This window comes from Dyella sp. (assembly GCF_035503745.1).
Taxonomy (GTDB): domain Bacteria; phylum Pseudomonadota; class Gammaproteobacteria; order Xanthomonadales; family Rhodanobacteraceae; genus Dyella_B.
Window position 1 is genome coordinate 83,791 of the sequence record NZ_DATJTC010000042.1, and the last position, 22,416, is coordinate 106,206.

Genomic DNA, 22,416 nt, shown 5'->3' on the forward strand with positions numbered 1-22,416 from the left:
GGGCCGAGCGCGTCATGGTGTCCGCGCGGTGCGGGCATCGCGGCGTTGCCGGGGGGATGAGGTGTGCGTCTGGCAGTTGTCGGCCATGCGCTGAAGGGCGCGTTGCAAGGCTTTCAGATCCGCAGCGCTGATGCCGCTGGTGATGGCATCGAGAATGTGCCGGGTAATATGGAGCGTGCGGCGCGCCATGCGCTTGGCCGGTTCCGTCAAGGCGATGCGTACGACACGGCGATCTTCCGTGCAGCGTTTGCGCGTGAGCAGGCCGGACCTTTCCATACCGTCCAGCGCATGGCTGACCGTGCTGGCGTTGACGCCGACCACCGCGGCAAGATCGTTGCCCAGCATCGCGGGCGCCGTTGCAAGCAGCATGAGGATTTCGGCCTGGATGCCGGTGATGGCCAATTCGTCCTTCATGCGTTGCGTGGTAAGCCGCTTGAAGGCGGATGAGGTGCGCACCAGCGCATGCGCAACGTGCTCGTGCTGGCTGAGCGAAGCCGGGCGGCGTGCGCGGGCTTTCCGCGCGGTGGCACCGCGCCCGGCGGCCGGCGCGGGTGCTTCAACAAGCTGTTTGCGGGTGACTGGGGTATCCACGGCGGCGTATCGGCATGCGTGCTATGAGGCGGCCGATTGCACGGCGGCCAGGGCGGCGCGGCGGCCCGCTTGCAGGAAGCGCTCGGACATCTGCGCATCGTCCGTGGCACGCGCCATGATCATCGCGCCGACCATGCTTGCCACCACCGCCGTCGCATCCATTTCGCGCTGCGCCGGCTTGAGCGATGGGTCCAGCACCGAGCCGACCAGCTTGACCATCTCGCCGATGCCATCGGTGAGTTGCTCGCGCACGGGTCCTTCGCAGCGGCCCGCTTCGATGGCGAGTGTGGTCAGCATGCATCCGCGCCCGACGTTGTCGCGGTGGCGCGCGCTCAGGTAGCTATCGAGCAGATCCTGCAGCCGAACGTCCTGGCTTTGCCCGCTTGATTTGCGCAGCCGTTCGCGCGTGGCTTCCAGACCCGTCGCCAACGCCTCGCGGACGAGGTCCTCTTTCGATGCAAAGTGGTTGTAGAAACCGCCCTGGGTCAGGCCGATGTCGCTCATCAGGTTGGCGACGCCTACCGCCGCGATGCCCTCTTTGCGAAAACGCTCGCCAGCCACGTCGATGATGCGGCGGCGCGTGGCTTCTTTATGTCCTTTTTCATAGCGCATGGGCGGCTCCCGGAGTGTTGAAACGGCAAAGGTTGCAATTGAATTATGGTCATCATATTGTATTATGACCATAATGTAAAGACCCCAGCCGCACTGTCGGCCGGGTTTTCCCTCCCACCCACGATGAGACCCCAAAATCATGAACATCCAAGGCAAAATCGCTCTTGTGACCGGTGCCAACCGCGGCCTCGGCTCGGCTTATGCGAAGGCACTGCTCGCCGCCGGCGCGGCCAAGGTCTATGCCGCCGCACGCGATCCATCCACCGTCACCCTGCCCGGCGTGGTGCCGATCAAGCTCGACGTCACCTCTGCCGCCGACGTCGCTGCGGCGGCGGCGCTATGCAAAGACGTGGAGATCGTCGTCAACAACGCCGGCATCGCGCTCGACAGTACGGGCCTGCTCGGCGCTGAGGGCGAAAGCGCGTTGCGCGCACAGCTCGACACGAACCTGTACGGCATCCTTAACGTGAGTCGCGCGTTCGCGCCCGTGCTGCGCGCCAACGGCGGCGGCGCCATCGTCAACATGCTGTCGGTGTTGAGCTGGCTGAGCCTGCCTCAGACGCCCACCTACTCCGTTTCCAAGGCTGCCGCGTGGGCACTGACCAATAGCTTGCGCAACGAACTGCGCGACCAGGGGACGCTGGTGGTCGGCGTGCATGCCGGGTTGATTGATACCGACATGGCCAAAGGCTTCGATGCCCCCAAGAGCCGTGCCGAAGACATCGCGCAACGCATGATCGAAGGGCTGCAAAACGGGGACGAAGAAGTGCTGGCGGATGAGACGTCCCGCCAGGTCAAGGCGGGCTTCGGCCTGTCGCCATCGGTCTATCTGCGCGACCAGCGCGCATGATTTGACCGGATGCGACAGTTCCAGGGTGCTCCTGCTGAAAACAGCCCAGCGGTCGCCGTCATCGGCGGCGACCGCATCCCCTTTACCCGTCACTGCATGGATGCCGATCGACCGCGGCTGCCTGAACGCGGCGGGTGGCGTGGTGGGTTTGGGTCGCCGATTTGCGCCAACGGTGCGCTTACATCACTGCTGCAACGAGGCGGTTGAACGCACATCGCGCGGGAACCGCGTGCTTGGGACCCAGGCCGGCCCGGGCAAGCATCGCATGCGGCCTCAATGTCACCGCCATGCTTATATGGCTAACTCGCGTTACCCGGTAACGTTATCGCGCATGTCCGGACGCTATCGACATGTTCGCCATGCCCACGCTCTCGTTCACCGCCAGCGCCTGGATCTCATAGCCGGCATCGGCCCAGGCATCCAGCCCGCCCAACAGCGGACGCACGCGGCGATATCCGAGCATCATCAAGCTTTTGGCCGCCTTCGCCGCCGACACCTCGTTCGGGCAGCTGCAATAGATCACCACCGGCCGATCGATGGGCACGTGGTTGAGTTCCTGGTCGATCCCGCCGAGGTTGGCCATCAGGGAACCTGGGATGATGCGGTTGTCGATCAAGCGGTTGGCCTGCGACCGCACGTCCACCACGACCGGCTCCTCGCCATCCTCGATCATCTGGTGCAACTCATCGACCGTGATGCGCGCCAGCCGAAGCGATAGCAGCAGGCGACGGCGCTGCCACCATTTCACCAGGATATAGGCGACCAGCAGCGTGGCCAGCAGTTCGATGGCGACCACGCCCGCGCTTGCCAGCATCATCAGCACGTGGTCGATCTGCTGCGCGAACGCGTAGCCCAGCCCGATCATGACCCCGGCCCAGATCAGCGAGCCGACCCCGTCGAGAAAGACGAAGATATGCGGCCTGAGCTTCAACGCGCCCACCATCGGCGGCGCGATGGTGGAAAGCCCCGGCACGAATTTGGCGATCAGCAGGATCTGCCCGCCCCAGCGCTGAAAGCGCAGCTCCGACTGTTTCACGCAGGAATCGGGGGAAAGCGAAATGCGGCACAGCGTGCGCAATACCGCCGCTCCAAAATGACGCCCCGCCCAGTACCAGACCAGATCCGCGAGCAAACAGGCGATCACCGCCACCAGCACGAGCACCGCCAGCGGCAGTTTGCCGGCCGAGGCCAGCGCCCCGGCGACAACCAGTGTCGGCACCGCCGGAACCGGAGCGCCCGCCTGCTCCACCAGCACGTTGAGGAACACCAGCAAGACGCCGTATTCGGCAATCAACTGGATAATCGTGTGCGTCACGGCCATGCCTCTCTGGCGGAATGCTTGCGCTAAATGGGCGCCACGTTGGGGCACCTTGCAGCTAATGCAAGCAGTGTACGCCGGTCGGCGCGAGGCAGGTGAACCGGGCGGCCACCTGCCTCGTTCCCTTCGCAGAGAATCAGGCCTCCTTTGTGGCGCTCTCGGCCAGCAAGGACCTGAAGATTAGACCGCCCACCGCGCCGCCGATCAGCGGCACCAGCCAGAACATCCAAAGCTGCTGGATGGCCCAGGTGCCTTGGAACAGCGCCACGCCGGTGCTGCGTGCCGGGTTGACCGAGGTATTGGTGACCGGAATGCTGATCAGGTGGATCACGGTCAGGGTCAGGCCGATCGCCAGGGGGCCGAACCCGGCCGGCGCGCGACGGTCGGTCGCGCCGTGAATGACGATCACGAACATGGCGCTGAGCACGAATTCGCTGACCATGCAGGCCTGCAGCGAAAACCCGCCCGGCGAGTGATCGCCGTAGCCGTTGGAAGCAAAGCCGCTGGCCGTGACATCGAAGCCCGGCTTGCCGCTGGCGATCAGGTAAAGCACCGCCGCCGCCGCGATGCCGCCGATGACCTGCGCAACGATGTAAGGAACGACATCCTTGCCGCCGAAGCGGCCGCCGGCGAACAGGCCGACCGTGACGGCCGGATTGAAATGTGCACCCGAAATGCCCGCGCACGCATAGGCCATTGTCACCACGGTAAGGCCGAAGGCCAGCGCAACGCCCAGAAAGCCGATGCCCAGGGCCGGAAAGGCAGCGGCGAGGACGGCACTGCCGCAACCGCCCAATACGAGCCAGAAGGTTCCAAAAAACTCAGCAGAAAGTCGCTTGAACATGGTCGTCTCCCATCAATGAAGTAACTAGCGAATCGCACAATGAGGATTGCTGCGGACTTCCCTCGTCCGACGCCTTGCCGCCACAGGGCCCTTTCATGCCCCACCCCCCGACACTCAATCGCGAGTGCTTAAATAACATGCGTTTTACCCTTACGGAATAGGAAAACTACGGTTTTAGCGACAAATGCACGCAGACCTAACGAGGCCGCAAACGGACGGCTAAACATCCGTACCGTTGCACCGGGCCACGAAGTACGAAAACGGGGATGTCGTACGCGCTGTCAAGTACGCGACGCGCGCGTGCCGCGCGTCGCGTGCGCCATCAGCGTGGATGCCGTGCTGTAGCTAATTGCCCAGGCGAATCATCGTATGCGGCGACCGGCCCCATGACGATGGATGAAGGCGGGAAAACTGGCGGCGATCCGGCGACGCATTCCCTGCGCCAGCGCCGGGGGTACTTTCGGACATCGCCCAGTTGGGGGGTATTGTTTGTGCGTTCGGGCTGGCAGTTGTACGAGCCGCGCGGACCGTTGCACCCGGGCAACGAACACCCTGCACCGGTGATTTTCGTCTTACGCTGCCATGCGGCGGCGTGAATATTTATTGTGCATCAGCACAAAAACGGGATGCGCACGAAAAGTGACGCATCCCGCGGTTTACAGGCCAGTTCATCGAACCGGCCCGTAGCGAAGATCAGAGCGCAGCGTCCTTGAGCTTCTTCAGCGGACGAATCTTGACCTTCACGGTGGCCGGCTTGGCGGCGAACCACTGTTCTTCCTTGGTGAAGGGATTGATGCCTTTACGCTTGGGCTTGGCCGGAACGTTGACGGCGGTGATCTTCAGCAGACCAGGCAGGGTGAACATGCCGGCGCCCTTCTTATGGATCGAGGCGTGAGCAGCACCCTCCAGCGCGCCGAGCACCGCACGCACGTCCTTCGATGCAACACCTGTCGCTTCGGCCAAATGGGCCACCAGACCGGACTTGCTCAAAACTTCCTTGATCGGCTTCGGAGCGGCGGCGGCTTTGGAAGCCGACTTACCTTTTGCTGCCTTCTGCGTCTTTGCCATGGACTACCCCATCGTTTATTGGTTGTTGAAATGCCTCTCGGCGAGCAGAAATGTAGGGGAAATTTGCGGTGGCGCCAACTAGCAAATGCAAAAAAACGCATAAAAGATGCATCTGACGGCGCCCAGACCGTCCCAAAGCCTAGCGGGGCAAGCTTTTGACCAGCATAAACAGGGCTACCGCGACGATCACCGACGCGAACAGGACAGTGAGCGCACCGCGTGTTTTGGACAATTTTTGAGCACTCGCCATGCCAAGCCAGCCTCCGACGACGCCGCCGGCGATGAACTCCAACGCCAACGGCCATTGCACCAATCCCGACGCGGCATAGCTGAGCGCCGCGGTGGCGCCGAACGCACCCACACAAAACAAAGAGGTGCCAATCGCCTCGATCATCGCCATGCCACTGGCCAGAACCAAGCCCGGCACGATCAGGAATCCGCCGCCGATGCCAAAAAAACCGGCCAGCATGCCCGCCCCCAATCCGACCAGCCCAAGGCGGGGAAACATGTGTTCGCGCGGATAGCCCGTGCCATCGTGGCCGCGCCTGCCGCGCAACATCAGGGTGGCGATCACCAGCATCAGCACCGCGAACAACGTCAGCAAATGCCGGCCATCGACGACTTTGCCGAGGCTGGAGCCCAGGAACGCTCCGATCACGCCCGCCGCGGCGAACGTGAAAGCGGCAGGCCAGCGCACATTTCCCGCACGCGCGTGCGCAATCAGGTTGGCAAAGGCATTGCAGGCGACCGCCAAGGCACTGGTGCCGATCGCCTTGTGGGGATCATGCAGGCCGACCACATAGAGCAGCAACGGCACGGCCAGGATCGAACCGCCCCCGCCGATCAAGGCCAATGAAAAGCCCACCAGGGACCCGCACAGCACCGATAGCAAGTCTTGCATGGGAAACAAGGGCGTGTGCCGGTCATGGCGGGATGGATGCGCACATTAAACCTTAATCGGACACGCGGCATCCCACTTTCCAATACGTCCCCGGAGCGGCTACATGAAACTGCTGCATGGCCTGTGGCTGGCCCTTGGCATCGCCTCAACCTGTCCCCTCGCCAATGCGCAAACCGTCCCCGGTTCCATGAACGTGCACTGGAACGAAGGCGCCACCGACTGCAGCAAGTCGCCACAGCCTCCCCTGCAGGTGCATCGCTACAACGCGCAGACCTACATCCTGCGTGAAAATCCCTGTGCCACCTTCGAAGCGCCCTTCATGTATCTGCTGATCGGGTCCCGGCGCGCGTTGCTGATCGACACCGGCGACGTGGCCGATCCCAGGCTGATGCCCTTGGCCAAGACGGTGATGGACCTGCTGCCGACCGATGCCGGCGCCAAGTTGCCGCTGCTGGTGGTGCACACGCATGGCCACCTGGACCACCGGGCCGGCGATCCGCAGTTCCGGTCACTGCCGCGCGTGCAAGTCGTTGCGACCGATCTGGCACACGTCAAGCAGTTTTTCGGCTTCCATGAGTGGCCCCAGGGTATTGCGCAGATCGATCTGGGCGATCGCATCGTCGATGTGCTGCCCACGCCGGGGCATTACCCCTCACACGTTTCCTATTACGACCGTAACACCGCGCTGTTTTTCTCGGGCGATTTCTTCATGCCCGGACGCCTGATCATCGACGATACCGCCAGCGACGTCGCAAGCGCGCGACGCGTGGCCGATTTCATCAAGCATCGGCCGGTGAGCTACGTACTCGGCGGCCATGTCGAACTGGATGCCGCCGGCGATACGTACACATGGGGTTCGACCTATCATCCCAACGAACATGTGCTGCAACTGACCAAGCAGGATCTGCTGGGCTTGCCCGCCATGGTCGGCAAGTTCAACGGCTTTTATACCGAAGACGGCATGTTCGTGATGTTCAACCAGTTCCGTCTGCTGGCGGCCGAGTTGGCGGCGGCGCTGCTTGTGCTGGCGGCGCTGGTGGCAGGCATGTGGCGTTATCTGCGCCGCCGTAAACGAGCACGCCTGGCGCGCGCATGAACCCATCCCGCACCTGCGCACATTGGCGCTTTCAATCGGCTTGCGCGTAACGGTCCAGCAGCGCGCGCATCTGTCTTTCAAAATCGCGCAGCATGCCCGAAGCGGAAGCGATGTCCGAGGCGTCGATCCGTTTCTCCAGCGCCGCACATTTCGCGGCGACATCCTGCTCGCCAAGCATCAACAAGGCGCCCTTCAACGAATGGGCGCGCGCCAGCAATGTCTCTTTGTCGCCAGCTTGTTCGGCTTCCAGAATGGTGTGCAGGTCTCGGGTACCGGACTCGACGAAGACACGACGCACTTTCTCCGGAAACTTTGCCGCCCACGCGGCCTTAAGGGGTGCCGCTGCCGGTCGGCCGGCGTTCGCAAGATGGCGATTCAATGCTTCTTCAAGACGCTCCAGCGACAGGGGCTTGAGCAGCAGATCGTCGATGCCTGCGTCTTTGCAGTGCACCTTTTCACTGGCCAGTGCCGTGGCGGTTACCGCAATGATGGGCACCCTCGCGCCGCGCTTGCGCAGCTCCTGCGTCAATTCGTAGCCATTCATTTGCGGCATGTTGATATCGGTAAGCACGATCCCGTAGCGACCGTCCTGCCACAGTTGCAACGCCACCGTGCCGTCTTCCGCGGTATCCACGCCGTAGCCGAGTGCTTCGAGCTGTTGCTGGATCAGTTCACGGTTGACCGGGTTGTCATCGGCAAGCAGCACCCTCGCCCGCTGTTTCGCAGGGGGCTCCGCCTGCTCGTCCCTCGCGGCCACGCCAGGCCGCTGCGCGTGCCCGGGCTCGGCTTCGGATATGGCTGCCTGCAGGGCGGCGCTGGAATAGCAGGATACAAACCAGGCTCCATCTTGCAGCTGCGCAAGCAAGGGGCCATCGATGGTCGCGCGCACGACGCGCCTTGCCCGCTTGACCAGTGCCTGTTCTTCATCGTCGGACCATTCCCGCCATGCACCGAAAATAACCAGCGCATCGACACTTGCAACACTGTCCGAATCAAGCTCGGACGGCTGCCCGGCCACGGTGACGTGTGCCCCCCATCCCGCCAGGAGCGCCTCCACTTCGGTACGCCATTCCACCGTCGCCGAAAGCAAGGCGATGGTGCGGCCGAGGAGCGGTCCGCGTTCGGCACCCGACGCGTCGTCATGTTCCATCACCGGCACATCGAACGTAAAAACGCTGCCTACGGCAGGCGTGCTCTGCACCTCGATGGAACCGCCCATCAGTTCGCTGATTTGCCGACACAGGGCCAGACCCAGCCCGCTACCGCCGAAGCGGCGCGAAATACTGGCGTCCGCTTGCGAAAACGGCTGAAAAATGAGCGCGCGCTGCTCTTCGGTCATGCCGATGCCCGAATCGATGACTTCGAACCGCAGCCGCGTGGTGCCCCCAGGTGTTTCTGGCGCGTGCCGCACGCGCATGACGATGCGCCCTGATTCGGTGAACTTGACGGCGTTGCTGACCAGGTTGTTGAGCACCTGGCCAATGCGATGCACGTCGGCTACGTAGGTTCCCGCCAGGCTGGCGTCCACGCCGTAATAAAGCCGCACGCCCTTGCGCTGGGCCGCCGGCGCATACAACAGTGCCGTTTGCTCCATCAGCGGACGCAGTTCGAATGGTGTGGGATCGATATCCAGCTGCCCCGCCTCGATGCGGGAGAAATCGAGCACGTCGCTGATGATGGCCAGCAGCGTGTCGGCGGATATGCGGATGCGGTCGAGCCGTTCGCGCTGGAAAGCCTCCAGCCGCGAGCGCGCCATCAGTTCGAGGTGGCCGAGGATACCGTTGAGCGGCGTGCGGATCTCGTGACTCATCATGGCCACGAACGACGACTTGGCACGGCTGGCCGACTCCGCCGCCAGCCTGGCGGTTTCCGAATCCTGCCGGGCACGGCGCAGGTTTTCCTCCAGCTCGGCGCGCGCGGTAACGTCGCGCAGCACGCAGAACAGTGCGCGATGATCCTGATAGACGATCGGCATTGCGGCGATCAACAAGTGGCGGCGCCCTTCGCCCTGGTCGTTGGCCAGGATCAGGCCGAATTCGCGCGCCTCCGGACGGCCCTCCAACTGTTGCACGGCCTCGCCGTAGCCCTGCAGGAGTTGGCGGTAGAACGTGGTTTCGGGATCGGGAATGTCGGCCGCATAGCCACGCACCAGGTCGTTCTGCAGCAATGGCGCGGCGGTATCCATGGCGAGGACGCACAGTCCCACCGGCGAGGTTTCGATCATCGTGCGATTGAGCAGTTCGCTTTGGTAAACACGCTTGGCGCGCACCAGCGCGGGTGCGAATACGCTGCGATCCTGGTGGATCAGCAAAAACCACAGCAGCGCCAGCAGTACCGCCGCGACGATGACGGCCGCCAGGATGGGCATGCTTTCGTAACGCAGGACGTCGATCCAGGTGTAGGCCCGCACCAGCGTCCACGGCGTACCGGCGATGCGCTCGCCGATGAAAAACTGGCCGTGCGTTCGATAGTACGCCGTGGCGGTTCCCTCCGGTTGGCTCTCCAGCCAGGGCTGGACTGCCGCGGCGACGGCGCGGCTCTCGCCGGGCGGCGCGGTACTTAGAACCACCTGGCCATCGGGCGCAACCACGGTCAGGGCATTCTGCGCGGCCTTGCGCAATTGATTGAGGAATCGCTCCAGCGGTTCGTAGATGACGAAGGCACCGATCGGCGTGTCGCCATCCATCGCTACCAGGGAGCCAACGATCGATGGCTGGCCGGTGGACGGATTTTTTCCAAACGAGGAGACCACCTGCGGCAGGCCTGTGCCGAAGAACGGAAGGGTCGGATTGCCCCGCCGCAAGTCGTGCAGGGCCTGCAGATCGTTGAAGTCGATGTCCGGCGATTTGAGCTTGGAGAAAAGTGCGGCCCGATCCGATTGCTCCGCCGCGGCATGCAGTTGCGTGGCGGTCAATCCGCTGCCGAAAGCGAACAGCGCTTCGCCGGGATCGTAGAAATAACCCAGCGTACCCGGCTCCTTGCCACGCTCGACGATGGAGGTGCCGCTGATGACCGACAGCTCCTGGACCAGCCCCAGATAACGCTCGACCCTGTCCTGGGGCCAGGCACTGAGATCGCTGCCCAGCACGAGCCATTGCATGGCTTCGGGGCTGGCTTGCACTACTGCCTGGTCCGCGTGCGCGGCAAAGCCTGGGTAGTGGGCCTTGCCCATGGCCTCAAGCTCCGCGGATTTGTTGCGCCAGACGTACTCGATCATGTTCAACGTGCGAACGTAGCCCGCATCGCGTTGTATGAATGCCGAATCGAGTGCCAGCTTGGCGCGCCGGAAATCGTCAAGCTGATCGGACCGGTAATCGTTGATGCTGAGCACCACCCACGCCAGCAGCACCATCAGCATGAGCAGCGACAGGATCGTGCCGCCGCCGTACAGCAACCGGTGCTGATGCCTCTGAAGCTCAGCGATGTCCTGCTGGCCCGTCGGGGTTTGCGAATGAACACGCTCTGACATCGTTATCTCTTCAGTCCGACGATCCGCAGGACACCCAGGGTGCCCCGTGAAGAAAGTGAAATACGGCAAGACAGTGAGAAACGTCGACGCCCTGGCATTTTAGACGCACTACCCACAAGCCTGACTCGGTACCGGCATCGAAGGCACTCTGACGAGGGGGATACCCTTAACATCAGAAAAATCCTCGACGCCTACCGGTGTGTTGACTCCCTGGGAAGGGCGAACGCCGGCCGTAGGATCGTAAGAGTTGTATGACTCAGGGGATATCGGACTAACCTTAAAAGTGATGGTCAAAATAACGACAACAGGTTTCCGACGATCTATATTCGAAGCCCCCCGTTGCCCCCGCCCCCACGATGCAGCAAGGCATTTTCACCCTCGACACCGGGTTCGTCCGGCCGCGCTTCGACGCCGCTTATCTAGTCGTCCAGGACGGACACGGCGCCTTCATCGACTGTGGTACCAACCACTCGGTCCCTGCCCTGCTCAAGGCGGTTGCCGATGCAGGCATGAAGGCATCCCAGATCGACTGGCTGATCCTCACCCATGTTCACCTGGATCACGCCGGCGGCGCGGGTGAATTGATGGCGCAATTGCCCCATGCGCACCTGGTCGTGCACCCGCGTGGGGCGCGGCACATGATCGACCCCTCCCAACTGTGGGCCGGCGCCGCCGCGGTGTATGGGGAGACGGTCATGGAACAGGCCTATGGCCGCCTGCGGCCGGTGCCGCCTGAACGCGTCGTGGAGGCGCCTGACGGCCATATCGTTGATCTGAACGGCCGTCCCCTGCTCTGCATCGATACGCCCGGCCACGCCCGGCACCACATGGCCATTTACGACCGCCACGCCAATGTCTGCTTTACCGGCGATACCTTCGGCCTGTCCTATCGCGAACTGGATACGGAAAACGGGGCCTTCATCCTGCCGACCACAACGCCGGTGCAATTTGACCCCGATGCCTTGCACGCATCGATCGACCGCTTGCTGCGGCTAAAGCCCGAGGCGATGTACCTGACCCACTTCGGCCGGGTCGAACAGGTTGAGCAGCTGGCGGCTCGCTTGCATGAACTGATCGACGCGATGGTCGAGGTTGCCACGCGCAGCGCCGATGCCACGGATCGGCATGCGCAACTTATTCAAGGCCTCACGCAATTGTATGCCGATCGCACCGCCGCACACGGCTGGCGTGGCGGCCGCGACGAGCTGCTGCACTGGCTGGGCAACGACATCGAACTTAACGCGCAAGGGCTTGGCGTCTGGCTGGATCGCGCGCGCGGTTAGGTCTGGCGCAGCGTCAGGCCAGCCGGGTTCCATTGGGTACCGGCCGCTCGATCGCCGTCACCACCACGCCTTCATCGGTGTGGAAGCCCGTCAACAGAAATTGGGAGCGAAACGGGCCAATTTGCTTTTCCGGAAAATTGATCACGCCCACGATCTGGCGCCCGACCAGCGTCTCAGGCGTATACAGCGCGGCAATCTGGGCGCTTGTCTTGCGTTCGCCGTAGGGGCCGAAGTCCGCCCATACTTTCAGGGCCGGCTTGCGCGCTTGCGCAAAGGCTTCCACGCGCGTCACGGTGCCGGCGACGATAAGCACTTTTTCGAAATCGGCCCAGCTGATTTCCTGTGCGATGGCGGTTTGCTCGTTCATCCTTCCACGCTCGTCTTGAACCAGTCGTTGAATTCCTGCCACCAATAGCTGGCTTGCGCGCCCAGGAAACCGAACGGTTTATAGGCACGGGCCAATCCGTAGCCGGCAAATTGCTGCCATCCGGTATCGCCTTCGGCGATCGCCGCGGCCAGTAATTCACCCGCCGCGCAGGTCGGCGCCAGACCATGGCCGCCGAACGCCTGCGCCCACCATAGCCCGTCGCCGCTGCTGCCGATCTGCGGCATCTGGTGGCGCGCGTAGCTCATCAAGCCCGACCACGCGTAGGCGACGCGCAGGCCCTTCAGGGTGGGAAAAACACGCAGCAGGTCGCGGGTCAATAGGCGTTGCACTGCCTTGGGCGAACGATTGCGGATGGAGATGCGTCCGCCCCAGAGCAGGCGCCGGTCCGGCAAGGGGCGGTAATAGTCGAAGGCGAAACGCGTGTCGTAAATGGCCGAACGCGTTTGCAGGCAATCGTCCAGGCGCTCGCCCAAGGGCTCGGTCACCATCACGTACGTGGCAATGGGCAGCACCGCACGATCGATCTGCTTGCGCAATCCCGCAAGATAACCGCCACAGGCAAGTACCACGTGTTCGGCCTGCACTTGGCCCTGCGGCGTGCTTACCAGCCAGTGTTGGCCTTCGCGCCGCAAGCGCCACACATCGGTATGCTCATGCAGCCGCACGCCCTGCCGTGCCGCCGCGCCGGCCAGGCCGATGGCGTAATTGAGCGGGTGCAGGTGCAAGGCGTTGCGTTCGTACAAACCGTCGTAATAGCGCTGGCTGCGCACGCGCTCGCGCAGCTCTTCCTGCGGCATCCATTCCCAGTGCACGCCGTAGTGGTCGGCCAGCAGCCGCTGGCGCCGGCGCAACACATCCGGATCGCGGAACCAATTGGCCCAGATGACGCCCTGATCGACCATGTCGCAGGCAATCGCGTAGCGTGCCACGCGCTCACGTATGCGCTGCACCGCCGCGGTAGTCAATTGGAAGATCTCGCGCGCACGCTGCTCGCCGAGTTGCTGGTGCAGTGCAGCTTCGCCCAGGGAATAACCGCCGAATACAAATCCGCCGTTGCGCCCGGATGCGCCAAAGCCCACCTGCTCGCGCTCCAGCACGACCACGTCGCGAACGCCGCGTTCGGCCAAGCCCAAGGCAGTATTCAAGCCGGCGAAACCGCCACCGATGATCGCCACGCGCGCTTCCTGCCGTCCCTGCAGCGGTGCATGAGGCAGGTAAGGCGTTGCGGTGGCACGGTAATAAGAGGGAACCGAGGGCTGCTTCATGCCTGGCCATAAGCGAACGGATCGGGCGGTTTGGACGCCGAGCATAGCGCGGTTGCGCCCGTTGCTGTCATTCGACCAGGATAATGTCCAGCAAGCGCTGGTCCGCGTGGCCGTGGTCGTCAACCACGCGGACGTTGTATTGTCCCACCGCGCGGGGTTGCCAGTACAGCAATTGGTTGGGGGCGCTGCGCCCGACGTAGGCATCGTCGACGAACCAATACAGCGCGTGCACGCTCGCATCGGTGGTGGCGGTGAAAGGTATGCGCTCGTCGGCCAGTTGTTTCAGGCGCAACGCATAAGTGCTGCCGCGCAGGGGCGAGGTAATGCTTGGCGGGGTGCCGTCCGCGCTCGCATCGCTGCAGCCGGGATTGACCGGCGGCTTGCGCCGGGGCATGCCTGCCTGCTGGAACACGCGTTGAAGATCCGATGGCCAGAACTCGTACACCTCCACGTGCGTATGCTTTCCATCGAAGGGTGGGCACGCTTGCATTCCGGTGGCATCGTCGATCACCACCGGCCGGTAGATGTCGTCCACCCGGATCGGCGACTTGCCCGGGATGAACCAGGTAAACCCCTTTTGCGGACACCATTGCGTGGGCAGGTTGCCGCTGGCCAGGCAAATCTGCACGCGCTTGAGCTGGGCCGGCATGTGCCGGATGGGCTGATCCATCGGCACGTGTTCGGCGCGCAACGCATCGATGACCTGAAAGAACAACGGCGCCGCGGCATCCACGCCCACGAATGCGGGATTGCCCGAGCCGTCGAAGTTACCGACCCAGATCACCAGCACATATGGCCCGAAGCTGCCGGCCGTCCAGGCATCGCGAAACGCCCATGAGGTACCGGTTTTCCAATACACAGGCATGCGCATGGACTGCATGCCAAGCGCGTCATCCGGGCGTGGATTCTGCCGCAGGATGTCCATCACCATGAAACTGGCTTCTTCGCTGAGAAGGCGCGTGCCCTGCACTTGCGGGTCGCTCGCGCGCAGACGCAGCGGACGCAGTACGCCCTGGTTGTCCAGCATCGCATACAGCCCGGCAAGCTCCTGCATGGTCACTTCGCCGCCGCCCAGCACCAGCGACAGGCCGTAATGCTGTTCGCTGGCCATCCGGCTCACGCCGGCCTGCTGCAGAAAATCGTAAAGGCTGGGCTGATGCAATTGAGAGGCCACCCACACCGCCGGAATGTTACGGCTGCGTATCAAAGCCTGCGTGGCCGTGATCGGGCCCAGGAAGTTGCCATCGAAGTTTTCTGGCGTGTACGGGCCAAAGGACGTAGGCACGTCGCGCAACACCGTCTGCGGCTGCAACACGCCCTGATCGAAGCCCAACGCATAAATGAAAGGCTTGAGCGTGGAGCCGGGCGAGCGCTTGGCCAGCGTTCCGTTTACCTGCCCCTGGATCGTCGCATCGCGATAATCGGCCGAACCGACCATCGCCTTGATCCCCATATCGCGCGTATCGACAAGGATGGCGGCGGCATTGCGAATACCGCGCGAGCCGTTGCGCTTGACGTACAACGCAACCTGCCGCTCCAGGCTGTGCTGCAGGTCCAAATCGATAGTGGTGACAAGCGGCGCGCCGCGGTTGTCGGCGTCCAGCGATGCGCCGGCGAGCGCCTGCTCCACCGCGTGCGGCGCTTCGAACGGCATGCGGTTAAGCGGCTGCAGCGTCAACGGCAACGCGAACAACGGTTTCAGCGCGGCATCGCGCGGGTGGCTTGCCAGCCACTGCGCATACAGCCGGTTGCGTGCATCGGCCAGGCCCGTGCTGATCAGCGCGTTGGCGCCGCGCCCGTCTTGCAGGCGCCGCGACGGATCCTGCGGAATGACCGCCAGCGTCAATGCCTCCGGCAGCGTCAGCTGATCGGCGGGCTTGCCGAAATAGATCAGGCTGGCGGTACCCACGCCCTGCACGTTGGCGCCGTAGGGCGCGTCGTTGAGATACGCCTCCAAAATCTGGTGCTTGGAATAAAACAACTCCAGTTGCAATGCACGCGCGATCTGTCGCAGCTTGCCCACCGGCGTGCGTGTATTGAGCCCCCACAGCAGCCGCGCCAACTGCATGCTGATGGTCGAACCGCCCTGCGGCGCGGCATGCCGCACGTAGGTCATCCAGGCGCCACGCAGCAAGCCATAAGGATTGACCCCGGGATGCCAGCGGTACCAGCGGTCCTCGTGCAGCAGCACCGCGTCGATCAGTTGCGGGGAAATGTCCTTGAGCGGCACCCACAGGCGATATTGCTGGTCGCTGGCCAGCGTCAGTCGCAACAGATGCCCTTTGTCGTCGTACACGGCGGTCGAGGCCGGCAGCCAGCCGCGCAGCGGCGAGTGCGGCCACAGGCGGCAGCCCACCAGCACGGCAACCACCAGGGCGATGGCCGCCAGCCAGTTCTGCCAGCGCCATAACCCGTGTGTCAACGCATGGGCCAGTGTGCGAATGAATACCGGCATATCGCAGAACGATGCCCTCCCGTCGGCGACGGGAGGGCATGGACGTACCTCAGGGTTTGTCTGTCACGGTCAGCACGCTGCCACCGGGCGAACGTGCCTGGATGCTGCGGTCGTACATCGATTCGGCGTACGCCGGCGGTATGGCGAACTTGCCGGCATTGGTGGCGCGGATGCGATAGACGAATTCGTGCACGTCAGGCGTTGCCGTGCCGTAGATCACCACGCGGTCCTCGCGGATGTCGGCGTACTCCAGCTGCCAGTTCGATTGCGACAGGCCAATAGGCGAACGCCAGGCCGGCGTGGCGGTCTGGTTGTCGCTGCCGCCGGACGCGTTGTCGCCGCTGTTGTTGTCGCCGCTGCCGCTGTCGCCGTTGGAGGCATTGGCGACCGGCGGGGGCTGGATCACCGGCTCAAACCCGCCGGGCAGCAGATCGACCATGGCGACGTTGCCCACGCCCTGCTCGCCCGTCGCGCGGATGCGCACATGCACGTCGATCTCCTGTCCAAGCGCGACGGTATCGACCGGCTTGCCTTGCGCATCGGTGTAATCGCGCACGACTTCGATGCCGTTCTTGATCGCGGCGGTCGGCTGCACGCGGTCGTAGCCGCCCTGGCTGGCCACATGCCATGCCGGCAGAGTGCTCTGGTTGATGAAACGCAGTTTGCTGGCCGCCGCACTCCAGCTACCTGCCTGCAGCAGATCGCCCTGGATGCTGGCGATGGACTTGGCGCTGCCATCGGCGTGCACTTCCTGGATGCTCAGTTTGTCGAGCTGGCTGGCGTTCTGGTTGGCATAGCTGTCCAACGCAAGGATGGTCATGGCCGAGGACAAGGTGTTGAAGTCGTCATGGGCAAGCGGCCAGGCGATGTTTTCGAACACCCGCGGCGGCAAGGCATTGGCCCGCTCGGGGAAATGCTTGGCCAGCAGATAAAGCACGGTGGCATCGCGAACCAGCGGATCGTAGTAATAGCCGTAGACGAAGTCCTCGCTCGCCTGCGAACGTTCCAGTTGTTTTTCCGGTCCGGCGATCAGGCGGTTCGCTTCGTCATCCTGCTTGAGCAGCTTGTAGGATGCCGCCAGCCATGCCGCGGCCAGGTCGTTTTTCCAATCCTTTGGATAGGCGTCCTGCAGGCGTCTCTGGATCGATGCCAGCGCGTTGGTGGTGACATTGCCCTGCCGCGTCAGCAGATAGGCCGCATACGCGCGCTGGCGCAGCAGATCGAGCGAGTCCATGCCCTCGTTGCTGGCCAGCTGCTGCAGGTACTTGTTGCCGGCATCGAGCATGTCCTGCGGCACCGCCGTGCCGCGATCGCGTGCTTCGAGCAGGAAATTCATCGCATAGTTGGAGACGAACGGTTCGGAGTCGGGCGTCGCCGCCCACAGGCCGAAACCGCCTTCGCTGTTCTGGCGCGCGTGCAGCACGTCGAGCAACTTCGCCATCGCATCGGCGTTGCTGATCTTCTTGTTGTCCTCGCCGCCGAACGCGGGCTGCAAGGCGTGCGCGAACACCGGCACCTGCGGCCACTTGGCCACGATCAGGCGCGGCATCAACATGCTGACGACCTGTTCGCTGCAGTAGTTCTGGTAGTTCACCAGGTAACTGGTAAGGCCCTGCGCAAGCACCACCGGCAACGGCGAGATGGCCGCATCGCGCGAAGCGTAGGCATCGAACATCGGGCGCAACGGCGACAGCTCGACCTGGCTGCGCGTAGCCACCTGCCCCACATCGACCTGGGTGCGGTACGCGGCGGCCGGCCGCACCGAGACATCCACCGCCTGGCTGGCCGACTTGCCCCCGTACGCCGCGGTGAAAGCCAGGTGGCCCGAACCGAGCTGATCGGTGGCCTTCAGATGAAAGCGCACCACCCCCTCGCGCATTTCGCCAAGGCTAAGGCTTTGCGTAGCCCCGCCTATGATCTGCAGCTGCGGCCCGGCCTTAAGCGTCACCGTCACCGGCACCTGCTTGCCGCCAAGGCCGGTGAGGTTATTGGCCACGCCCACGCTTACATACACCTCATCACCAGGCGCCAATGTCGTGGGCGCATTGGGCGAAAGCACGAAATCGCCACGTACCGTGGTGCTGCCTTCGAAGGTACCGATACGATCGGACGACACCGCCACCGCCATCACGCGCAGCTTGCCGTTGAAGTAATCAGGCACGGTATAGGTGAAATCCTTTTCGCCATCGACATCCACCACGCCCGACCAGAACACCACCGGTTTGTCGCGCTTGCGCTTGAACGGATTGAGCTGGCGGCTGATCGCCGCGTCCGCATCGCCGCCGGGCGCGGCAGCGGAGGCCATCAGTTTCTCGAAGTCGGGCAGGATCAGGTCGAGAATCTGTGAGGTCTGCACTTCCAGCATCTTTTTGCGGAAGAAAAAGCCAAGCGGATCGCCCAGCTTGTAGCGCGCCACCTGCAAAATGCCCTCGTCCACCGCAAACACCACCGCTTTGGCAGGGTGATCGGCGTGCAGCTTGAAGGTGACCGTGTCGCCGGGCTTCACCAGCGCCGGCGATTGGACCGTGATGGGATCGCGGCGCGCATCCAGGTTCACCGAGAACGGCACCACGCCATAGCTCAGCGGACTCATGAAGATCTCGTCCGACGACGGATCGCGCACGAACTGCACGTTGATATAGCCGTTGCCTTCGAAATCCTTCGGGATGGTGATCTGCTGCACCGAACTGGTGGTATCGGCGTGGAACCAGGCGTGCGCGTAGACCTTGTCGCGCTCGATAGTGATCAGGCCGCTGCCGACGTACGGCGCATGGATCGAAATGTTGACCGTATCGCCGGGCTTGTAATCGGGCTTTTCCAGGCTCAACTGCAGCTCGGCGTTGCGGTCCAGCGAACGCGACAGGTTGGCGGCGCCCGCCACCGAGTACGTCACGCGATTGACTTCGATGCGATCGCTGCCACGCAGGATGACCAATGCGTAATTGCCCGGTTTATCGGTGGGCAGGGTGTAATCGAGACCGCCTGCCGGTATCGCCAGCGGTTGCTCGTTGACCGGAATTTCCTTGAGCTTGGATTCGTATTTGTAGACGCCCGAATCCTGCTTGGTGAGCACGGAAACATAACGACGCTCGATCAACTGCGCCTTCAGTCCGTCGAGCTTGATCGACTTCGCCTGCGGGTCGATCGCCACCAGGTGCACTTTGCGCACGGCGTTGCGATTCACGTAGTCGAGGTCGTCCTCACTGCGGTAGCCGATCAGCCAGTCGTTGCTGGACACCAGCGTTTGCGCCGCAGCGGCAACGGTGCGTCCGCTATCGGCTTCATGTGCCTTGGCCAGGAAGTACAACTGGTAGGTGGCCTGGGCGTATTTTTTCAGGTCCAGATCGAATTCGGCATGGCCCTTGTCGTCGGTCTTGCCGTCCTGCAGGGCTTCGTCGTAACCATCCTTGGCGCGATGTACGTCGTAGAAGTGGTAATCGGGCCAGCTGCGGAACGCGGGCCACGCCGGGCGCAACGTAAGCGACGCTTCCACGCGCCGATCCGCCGCGGGGGTGCCGAACAGGTTTTGCACGTCCACCACGCCCTTGAGGCCATCGGGCTTGACCCACCCCTCGGTCACCTGGCTGGACAGCTTGGCTGCCACTTTCATGCGATCGGGCAGGAACTCCTTGACCTGCACCGTGGTGTTGCCGATCTGCGTATCGGCCTTGCCGTCGCGCACGATGTAGAGGTTCACCGCCCAGGTGCCGGTGGGCGCAGTCTCGGCCGTGGTGTAGGCCAGTTCGCCGAAGCCGGAATCGTCCATCTTCAGCGGCACCTGTTTCACGGTGACGCCGCGCGGATCGACAATGTCGGCTTCCAGCGGAATGCCGGCGACGTCGCGTAGCCAGCTCGCCGCCCTCACGATCAGGCCAATATGGATGTCATCGCCCGGGCGATAGATGCCGCGGTCGGAGAACAAGTAGCCCGACAGCGTGCCTGGATTGACCGAACTGGCGTCGCCGCCGATGTCAAAGCGCGAGTAGTCGAGCTGGCGGTCGTAGCCGCCGACGGGCAGGAAGGAAAGGTCTTCGCCCTTGCTGACGATATATAGCGCGGGGCGTTTCTCGCGATCCAGGCCTTTGAACGTGGGAAAATGCACCACGCCATCGGCGCCAGTGGCTTGTGTGTAAAGCGTCTGCCCGTTCACCGCCAGCACCGACACACTGGCATCGGCCACCGGTTGCCCGGTGCGGATGGACTGGACGAACACGTCCTGGCTGCCGTCAAGCGCACGCTTTACCAACAGGCCCAGGTCGGTCACCACGATCAGGCGGCTGTCCTGCGCGGCGTCGTCGCTGTCCGTATCGGCGTTGGCATCATCGCTGGACACATCCGCATCCGCCGGCGCGCCGGGCGGTGGCGGAGCGACGCCTTGCTGCTCACGCGCCCTCGCCTTGGCTTCCCGCTCGGCGCGCTTTTTTGCCGCCGCGGGATCGAATGCATACAGATGAAGCAAAAACACACCGCGCTTGTTGCCTTGCAGGTACTGGCTCAGATCCACGCCCTCGTAGTGCGCATGCGCGGGATCGTCGGTAGGGAAGGAGCGCTTGACCTCATAGCGTTCCACGATGTGTTCCTCGCCAAAGCCTTCCATCAGTTGCGGATGGCTGTAATCACCCTGGTTGAGGCTGACCAAGTGCTGCAGCTGGTCAGGCAGCACACGGCCCACTTCCAGCCGCATGCCGCTCATGTTGCGCGACACAATGGAGATGCGTTTGCTGCCGCTAAGCGAGAGCAATGAACCGCTTGCCATGAAGTGCAGCAGTTTCGGATAGTCGGGCACCGTGATCACCTGCGCCACCGGCTCGCCGAGCACGTAACCGCCGAACGATTTCAGCCCCTTGTCGATGCGTACGTAAATGCGCTGGCCGGGGTTGGCGTGGAACTTGAAACTTTGCAGCGCTTGGTAGTCGTTTTCCGTAGGTACCACTTCCAGCGGAAGCTGTTGCGATTTGCGCAGGGTGTCGTCGCCGACTTCGTCCACGCTCCAGTCGTAATTCGCGTTTTGCGGCTGGCTGGCCGAATCGCCGTCTTCCCCGCCGTGGTCTTGGTCCGGCGCTTGCGCGTTGTTCGCTCCCGGCTTTTGCGCCGGCAACACCCACGCATGGACCAGGCTCGCCAGGTCGCTGTCGCGAACGGCGCCACCCAGGTTGACCACCATCACCTGCTCGGGCTCGTATTTGTCGTTGTCCACCAGGGTGGGACTGATGTCCTGCACGGTAAGGCTGTACAAACCCGGTACGCGCACGCTGGTATTGATCGCAATCTGCGTGCCCTCGCCGCCGCGCGAGCTGCGCACGCCGCTGTCGAGGTTTACCGCGACCGAGCCGTCGTCGCGCGGCAGGTCCAGCGGCTGGGAATGGATCCACGCGTGAAGCTTGAACTGATCATAGGTGACGCTGAATTTCAGCGGCGCACCCGAATTGTCGCCCTTGCCGGCCAGGATCAGCGCAATGCGTTTTTCAAATTGGGCGGTGTCGACCGGATAGTTGAAGTTGACCGGAACGATCGTTTTCTTCGCGGTGGGATCCTGCGGATCCTGATAGAACTCGCCGGTGCCGAAGCTGGCGGTGAACGGCTGCGTATCGAACTCGAAGCGATCGTTGGCCATCAGCACGTGATGGGCGAAGGCCTGCCGCGTGTCGAAACGGACCTTGTAGTGCTGCCCTATCGGCCAGTCGGCGGCCGGCGTGAAACGCAGGGTGCGGTCATCCACCCAGGTCCATTGTCCCTTGGTATCGGGCTGCATGGTGATGCCCGCCGTCACCGGCTTGCCGACCAGCTCGATGGGCGCGGCGGAGCCGGAAAAATCCACCTCCAAGGGGTGAATGACCAGCGGGAGTTTGCTGTAGTCGGTGATATCGGGCGCACTAACCTGCCAGCTGATTTTCTGCGGCTCCCTGGGGCGCGGACGGTGCTTGTACCACTGCCATCCAAACCATCCGCCGCAAACCAGCAGCGCCACGGCCAGCACGGCGGCAGCCGATTGCCGAGGGCGCCGGCGCACCACGTGCACCCATGCGGGCGCCGACCAGCGGAGCTGGCCTACCAGCGGCGCAAGCATCCATCCCAGGGCGTTGAGAAGTCCGGCGACAAGGCGCACCGGCAGCAGTAACAGAAAGCGCAGCAAATCCATAATGCCTTCCGATGTTCAATCCGTTAAATAACCACGCCGTTTTGCACGTCGTGGCGTTCGTCCACCTGCGGGGACGCGTCACGCCTCCCGGGCATGACCGCATTTGGATCAGGATTCCCCATGCACAGACTGCTCGA

At 63.3% G+C, this 22,416-nt stretch carries 14 protein-coding genes; 3 read left to right on the forward strand and 11 right to left on the reverse strand.

The features are described 5' to 3' along the window. Window positions 1-12: 12 nt before the first annotated feature. Together VME63_RS16060 and VME63_RS16065 are read right to left on the reverse strand one after the other, a co-directional pair. Window positions 13-591, reverse strand: a complete 579-nt coding sequence (locus VME63_RS16060; RefSeq protein WP_325434366.1) for a MarR family winged helix-turn-helix transcriptional regulator — start codon at window positions 589-591, stop codon at window positions 13-15. A 21-nt stretch (window positions 592-612) separates the two neighbouring features. Beyond that, window positions 613-1,203: a TetR/AcrR family transcriptional regulator gene (locus VME63_RS16065; protein WP_325434367.1), complete on the reverse strand. Its 591-nt coding sequence runs from the start codon at window positions 1,201-1,203 to the stop codon at window positions 613-615. Window positions 1,204-1,342: 139 nt separating this feature from the next. Between VME63_RS16065 and VME63_RS16070 the strand changes: the two genes are divergently transcribed. Continuing rightward, window positions 1,343-2,053 carry an SDR family oxidoreductase gene (locus VME63_RS16070; RefSeq protein WP_325434368.1) on the forward strand — a complete coding sequence of 237 codons (711 nt, stop codon included), beginning with the start codon at window positions 1,343-1,345 and terminating at the stop codon, window positions 2,051-2,053. A gap of 322 nt (window positions 2,054-2,375) precedes the next feature. On the opposite strand, the gene VME63_RS16075 is transcribed toward VME63_RS16070, so the two are convergent. From VME63_RS16075 to VME63_RS16090, 4 genes are all read right to left on the reverse strand, one after another. Further along, window positions 2,376-3,368 (reverse strand): DedA family protein/thiosulfate sulfurtransferase GlpE, encoded by a 993-nt coding sequence (locus VME63_RS16075; protein WP_414648279.1) that lies wholly within the window; start codon window positions 3,366-3,368, stop codon window positions 2,376-2,378. Window positions 3,369-3,507: 139 nt separating this feature from the next. Further along, window positions 3,508-4,215 (reverse strand): aquaporin Z, encoded by a 708-nt coding sequence (gene aqpZ, locus VME63_RS16080; RefSeq protein ID WP_325434369.1) that lies wholly within the window; start codon window positions 4,213-4,215, stop codon window positions 3,508-3,510. Window positions 4,216-4,908: 693 nt separating this feature from the next. After that, entirely contained in the window at window positions 4,909-5,283 is a 375-nt protein-coding gene (locus VME63_RS16085) for an HU family DNA-binding protein (protein WP_325434370.1), read from the reverse strand. A 139-nt stretch (window positions 5,284-5,422) separates the two neighbouring features. Then, entirely contained in the window at window positions 5,423-6,184 is a 762-nt protein-coding gene (locus VME63_RS16090) for a sulfite exporter TauE/SafE family protein (protein ID WP_325434371.1), read from the reverse strand. Window positions 6,185-6,287: 103 nt separating this feature from the next. Between VME63_RS16090 and VME63_RS16095 the strand changes: the two genes are divergently transcribed. Beyond that, on the forward strand, window positions 6,288-7,280 hold the full coding sequence (locus VME63_RS16095; protein ID WP_325434372.1) for an MBL fold metallo-hydrolase: 993 nt from the start codon (window positions 6,288-6,290) through the stop codon (window positions 7,278-7,280). A gap of 31 nt (window positions 7,281-7,311) precedes the next feature. Here VME63_RS16095 and VME63_RS16100 read toward each other — a convergent pair whose 3' ends face one another. After that, window positions 7,312-10,749 carry a hybrid sensor histidine kinase/response regulator gene (locus VME63_RS16100; protein ID WP_325434373.1) on the reverse strand — a complete coding sequence of 1,146 codons (3,438 nt, stop codon included), beginning with the start codon at window positions 10,747-10,749 and terminating at the stop codon, window positions 7,312-7,314. 356 nt (window positions 10,750-11,105) lie between these two features. Between VME63_RS16100 and VME63_RS16105 the strand changes: the two genes are divergently transcribed. Next, window positions 11,106-12,032: an MBL fold metallo-hydrolase gene (locus tag VME63_RS16105; protein WP_325434374.1), complete on the forward strand. Its 927-nt coding sequence runs from the start codon at window positions 11,106-11,108 to the stop codon at window positions 12,030-12,032. 13 nt (window positions 12,033-12,045) lie between these two features. On the opposite strand, the gene VME63_RS16110 is transcribed toward VME63_RS16105, so the two are convergent. The 4 genes from VME63_RS16110 to VME63_RS16125 form a co-directional block, all read right to left on the reverse strand. Continuing rightward, window positions 12,046-12,399: a tRNA-binding protein gene (locus tag VME63_RS16110; protein WP_325434375.1), complete on the reverse strand. Its 354-nt coding sequence runs from the start codon at window positions 12,397-12,399 to the stop codon at window positions 12,046-12,048. Next, window positions 12,396-13,685: an FAD-binding oxidoreductase gene (locus VME63_RS16115; protein ID WP_325434376.1), complete on the reverse strand. Its 1,290-nt coding sequence runs from the start codon at window positions 13,683-13,685 to the stop codon at window positions 12,396-12,398. The genes VME63_RS16110 and VME63_RS16115 overlap by 4 nt, the downstream gene beginning before the upstream one ends. Before the next feature lie 67 nt (window positions 13,686-13,752). Then, window positions 13,753-16,140: a penicillin-binding protein 1C gene (pbpC, locus tag VME63_RS16120; RefSeq protein ID WP_325434377.1), complete on the reverse strand. Its 2,388-nt coding sequence runs from the start codon at window positions 16,138-16,140 to the stop codon at window positions 13,753-13,755. Window positions 16,141-16,189: 49 nt separating this feature from the next. Further along, window positions 16,190-22,279: an alpha-2-macroglobulin gene (locus VME63_RS16125; RefSeq protein ID WP_325434378.1), complete on the reverse strand. Its 6,090-nt coding sequence runs from the start codon at window positions 22,277-22,279 to the stop codon at window positions 16,190-16,192. Window positions 22,280-22,416 lie beyond the last annotated feature (137 nt).